The 4630-nt window shown below is 37.1% G+C and carries 6 protein-coding genes; 1 reads left to right on the top strand and 5 read right to left on the bottom strand.

Going from position 1 to position 4630, the window contains the following annotated elements; all coding sequences use genetic code 11:
- Positions 1-221 precede the first annotated feature (221 nt).
- On the bottom strand, positions 222-938 hold the full coding sequence (locus VXK47_RS05875; RefSeq protein WP_435547840.1) for a hypothetical protein: 717 nt from the start codon (positions 936-938) through the stop codon (positions 222-224).
- A 120-nt stretch (positions 939-1058) separates the two neighbouring features.
- Here VXK47_RS05875 and VXK47_RS05870 point away from each other — a divergent pair, with 120 nt between their 5' ends.
- Complete coding sequence (locus VXK47_RS05870; RefSeq protein ID WP_435547839.1) at positions 1059-1247, top strand: hypothetical protein; 189 nt, start codon at positions 1059-1061, stop codon at positions 1245-1247.
- On the opposite strand, the gene VXK47_RS05865 is transcribed toward VXK47_RS05870, so the two are convergent.
- From VXK47_RS05865 to VXK47_RS05850, 4 genes are all read right to left on the bottom strand, one after another.
- On the bottom strand, positions 1244-1465 hold the full coding sequence (locus tag VXK47_RS05865) for a hypothetical protein (protein WP_435547838.1): 222 nt from the start codon (positions 1463-1465) through the stop codon (positions 1244-1246). The two genes, VXK47_RS05870 and VXK47_RS05865, sit on opposite strands and share 4 nt — an antisense overlap.
- A 105-nt stretch (positions 1466-1570) precedes the next feature.
- Positions 1571-3289 (bottom strand): DUF2326 domain-containing protein, encoded by a 1719-nt coding sequence (locus tag VXK47_RS05860; protein WP_435547837.1) that lies wholly within the window; start codon positions 3287-3289, stop codon positions 1571-1573.
- Positions 3280-3507 (bottom strand): ABC-three component system middle component 6, encoded by a 228-nt coding sequence (locus VXK47_RS05855; protein ID WP_435547836.1) that lies wholly within the window; start codon positions 3505-3507, stop codon positions 3280-3282. Before VXK47_RS05855 ends, VXK47_RS05860 begins: the two co-directional genes overlap by 10 nt.
- Positions 3494-4459: an ABC-three component system protein gene (locus tag VXK47_RS05850; RefSeq protein WP_435547835.1), complete on the bottom strand. Its 966-nt coding sequence runs from the start codon at positions 4457-4459 to the stop codon at positions 3494-3496. Before VXK47_RS05850 ends, VXK47_RS05855 begins: the two co-directional genes overlap by 14 nt.
- Positions 4460-4630: the final 171 nt, after the last annotated feature.

Here is a 4630-nt window from a genome sequence, read left to right as displayed (position 1 = left end):
CCTTTTCTTGAATCTTCCAGTCCTCTATCTACCATACGTTTAAATGCTAACTCTCGCATGATCTCTTCATATGACGCATCATCCGGTTGAGACTTTATTACTTCAGTCATTTTTTCTTTAACTGTCTGCATAACATTTCTCCTCTATTTTTCTTAGAGCATAACGCTACGTGTCAGGGACGGCATGTTCCTCGCCGTCCCCTGAACACGATTGTTGGCCACTCAAGATCCTTTTGGATTAAAAGCCTTATTTTCCTGATCAACGAATTTTAGTATTTCCTCTTGAACATCAGCCATCTGTGTATGCCACTTGTCATCCTCTGGCACCCATGGACTGACATTCATAATAGATATTCCAGTCCAAATGAATATTGAATAAGCGGAAGTCCTAAATAAATCCTTTTTGAATGTTGTTCCAAACTGAATTGAGGTTTCATCGGGTACTGCATCGGTAGAGATTTGTGATAGCAAGTTAAGTGGATCAGTGTGAGCGAAACTACAAAGGGTTTTATACCAACCTCTCATTTTGCCTTTTAAGGGGCTATAGTCTTCATCTATTTCTTGAAGCATTGCAGCATGTCCAGGCGGCTTCTTTTTCTTGCTTGCGCGAAGCCAAAGAACGGCTTTATCAGGATTCTTTTCAATATATTTAAATGCAATCCAATTTTCATACACTATTCGAAGCAAATTCATAGATTGGACATAGTACCCCCTTAATGCCGTATCTGCTGAACATTTAAGAGTCCCAAAGCTATGTGATAATAAGCTCATTTTGGCAAGAGTGTCGTCTGCTGTATCAGATGATCCCTCTGAAGCAGAAAATCCATCGGCAAATACGCCGATAGAATTTTTCAGCAACATCACGGTATCTGGATCTTGATCGATAGTGGTCTTTTCAACGAGTCTGGCTTCATTCTCGAAATCATCCCAAGTGTTCATAGAATCTCCATCTGGCCAACGACGGAAATAACCCACGCCGCCGCCGGCCAAGGATAAAAAACGTAACTTACTCGGCGTTGGGTTCATTGATTTGTTAACTATTTTTTTATAGGAGCAGTTATGTTTACTACAAAAATAATCACCGATCTTAAAGACCCAAAAAAAGCTTTTGATGAAATAGCGTTAGCAAGATGCTGTGTTATGGCTACAGAAAGCCTGAATCCAGAAGAATTCGATTTTTTTATTAAAGCGCACAATGTTTTGATAGAAAGAAGAAAATTGCAAAACGACAAAATCAATTATGATTAACGGTCATAATCAAATTTTACATTGTAATTTATATATGCGTTTAGGCCATCACCAGATAGCGCTAATTTTTTCATGTTTTCAACATGATGTTGGCCTGCTCTGCCATAGCTATAAGTATATGAACGGGACGTGCCTTTAAACCAAACAGTGATTGATGAATCGTTGATTTCAAAACTATCTACACCAGAATCATTGTTAATATCAGCGTATTTTTGCATCCTGCTCTCCTTTTTGGCTTTTAGTAGTTAACGCCGCAAATAACCGGTGCAAATGGAGCGCAGCGGAATTTGCATCCGAGTTAATTTGCCTTGTTAGGCTGTATCTTATTCTTCAATCCTAAAAAGCTTATCACCCTGCGATAATTTTAGAATTACAAACTCATCTTTATTCAGCTCTCCTGGTAGTTTATCTTTCAAAATTGAGGCTATAAACTGTATTCCTTTCATATTGACAAGGTTGGCGATTCTAAGGAGTTGATTGCCATGCATCAGTTCTTTTTTATCGTTAAGAAGGAAATGCATACAAGGAATATTCTCCTCATCAGCAAAGAGCGTGTATGCAATGTCAAAACAAGATATTTCGCCTTGCTTTTTTCCTGAGCTGAAATTGAGATTAAATGCCGTGAACTCATAAAGGCGACGCCCTTTTACCGTTTTTGTATCAACCTTCAGTGCGTATTTTTCATCATATAATTCATTTGATACAGATGAAAAATGCTTATTAAATTTATTAATTTGGTCTTTAATTTTCAAAGCAAATTCATCTGAAAATAGCTCATTGTCGATTGCAATGAGATCATTATTAAGTTCAATTAATTTTGACTCTACAGAGCCCAATTGACGTAAAGTGTTTTCATAGTCACCCTTTTTTTGGTATTTGGCATTTAGCCCCACAATCAATTGCTCAAGTACATTAAAAGAATCACTTTGAATAATAACTGAACTTAATGCGGTTTCCTCGGCCAAAAGACTGTTCAAATGTTCACGTTGTGCGGCAAGTTTTGAGTCAATTTCAGGCAAATCTTTTATAATGAACTTGATCTTAGATTCCACCATTCGGTTGTGAAAGTCATAAAGATCTTGGAAAGTTTTTTGAAGTCCGCTCACTAAAGATGTAGCCTGCTGATAAATCTGCTGCAACTGTTGCAAGTCTATATTGGATTTGCTCGCTTGTATTTCCTTTTGAGCTTCTGAAATCAACTCTCTGCGAAGTTCAAGTCTGCCAATTTCTGATGATGCAAGATTGATTTCGTATTTAATTTTATTAAGCTTTTCTAAATCAGATTCGAAATTTGGATTTAGGTTGAGTGAGGCTTTTTGACGCTCAAGTTCATCAATGTCAGTTTGAATCAGATTTAAAGCTGCTTCATATGCTGATTTTGTTTGTTCAGACTCAAGACGTTTCCTGAATTTTTCCTCGATATCGATTTGAGCACGTAGCTCTTGTTTGGTATCTCCTTGTTCAAAATCGCAGCCAAAAAGAAAGAGATAAAGTGTTTCATACTCATCATCTCGAGTGTAACGGTTTAGATTTTTTAGAGTATTGTTTATACTTAAATCCTCATAGCGGATATTGTGAGCAATTATTTGGCGAAATGTTGGTTTCTTACCATAATGTCCAGGGAAAAGGAGATCAGTTAGCGTTTCTTCAAACTCATCATCAGTTTTATCCTTTCCATTTATGCGCTGTATTTTGTATTTACGGCTCAGAAAGTTACGCTCAATGAGCACCTCTCGAGATCTTTCTTGAAACAGATCATCTTTGAGCAAAAGCGAAACACATACACTATTTTCAATAAGGAAATTTTTAACCAGTTTGTATTCGTTCCGCTTGTTTTCTTGATCAGAGTATATTCCCTTCGCTTTAGCACCGAGGCAGAAATCGACTAGTTTTAAAACGGTTGTCTTACCCACATTGTTTCCGGTTTCTTTGCCACTTTCATCCGGCGTTTCATCAACAATGAGATTAAGGCCGGGATGGAATAGGATATCTCGGATTATGGTGCCATCACCGTGGGTTATGGATAATGATTTCAGGAACATAACTCCACCTTGCCAATATCATTCAATGTTATCAAATCGAGAAGAAAAAGCCAGTCAAGACATAGCACAAATACCGGCATTGTCATATCCCGCTCAGATGTTGTCTGTACATATAAATCGAGCATATCCATCACACGACGTTCTTGAATTATTTTCAGAACAAAAGCACCATTAAAGTATATGGTCTGCTCAGGATGAATATTGTCAGGAACCAGCATTAACACCTCCTGATGGGTTTTTAAAAATCTTGCATCGAATAAAAGCGTCAACGACAAGAATTTGCACACATAGCACAAGCTCTTCATCGGGAATAGGTGTATAATTGACACTCGCCCGAATTTTATGGGCAACTTTCTCAATAATAGAAAAAAAACACTGATCTGGAGAAACAATTGCTCCAAGAGCAAGATACTCCGTTCGGATGCCATTTAAAATGGAAATGCTTTTATTCACACCTTGTTTATCAAAGTCAGAATAGATTTTATCAATGCGATGATAGTGAATTTTATAATCGTCAATAAGAACTTTGGCAGCTTCCAATTGATTGTAAGAAATCTTTATTTCAGGATCGTACGGTACTGTTTCAAAACCCATCCCTCCACGATTCCAATCTTCCTTTGAAAGAATTTTGATGATTGTCGTTAAGTTTGACTCTATTCTTTCAGGATTAGGTTCATTTTTGAGCTCCTTTTTAAGAAATTTATAGACCCTTCTCTGTCGGTCAATTTCCATATCACTAATACATTTCAAGAGGGATATTATATCAAGAATATCTGTAGAAGGCGAAAAAACCAGATGATGAGGGTTGCAAAATGTTTTTGTCCTTAAATTTGAGGCGTTTTTGCAGATAGAAATAAACTTAAATGTATAGCCGTTGTAATTCGAAAGATCTTTGGAAAGAGCTGATTCAATCTTCTGTTTCGTTGCTGTAGCAGAAACTTGGGCAATAATTTTATTAGTGGCATCGACCAGATCAACACCGGCGGAGTTTTTCTGTTCAGTATTAAGGTTTTTTAGATCCCAGTCGAAAAGCAAATTTAACAAATGTTGATAAAAATTTTCAGAATGCAGATTTAAGTCTAAAATATTCAAACCCCCTCGCACCTCAATGCGAAATGCAAGTTGTGTTAGTTTTTCTTCAATGAAGTTGAAGTTTACCTGTCTATTCATAATCGCCTTTTATATCTTTTCATTACCATAGCCTAACACAAAGTTCACCGGCCGGGAACACAAACCGGCTGTGTTTTAACCACGTTTAACTCAACCAAGGTTATTTGGAAAAAAGGCGCGGGTTCCCGGTCGAGTGTGTAACGCTTTGTTATCTTTTATGCAATCTTATTT

The organism is Desulfobacterium sp. N47, assembly GCF_051233685.1.
GTDB lineage: Bacteria > Desulfobacterota > Desulfobacteria > Desulfobacterales > RPRI01 > RPRI01.
This window is presented reverse-complemented; position numbering and strand designations above follow the sequence as displayed.

Coding starts and splice junctions, on each gene's coding strand:
- VXK47_RS05875 (WP_435547840.1), bottom strand. CDS start 938: ATGAACACTTGGGATGATTTCGAGAATGAAGCCAGACTCGTTGAAAAG.
- VXK47_RS05870 (WP_435547839.1), top strand. CDS start 1,059: ATGTTTACTACAAAAATAATCACCGATCTTAAAGACCCAAAAAAAGCT.
- VXK47_RS05865 (WP_435547838.1), bottom strand. CDS start 1,465: ATGCAAAAATACGCTGATATTAACAATGATTCTGGTGTAGATAGTTTT.
- VXK47_RS05860 (WP_435547837.1), bottom strand. CDS start 3,289: ATGTTCCTGAAATCATTATCCATAACCCACGGTGATGGCACCATAATC.
- VXK47_RS05855 (WP_435547836.1), bottom strand. CDS start 3,507: ATGCTGGTTCCTGACAATATTCATCCTGAGCAGACCATATACTTTAAT.
- VXK47_RS05850 (WP_435547835.1), bottom strand. CDS start 4,459: ATGAATAGACAGGTAAACTTCAACTTCATTGAAGAAAAACTAACACAA.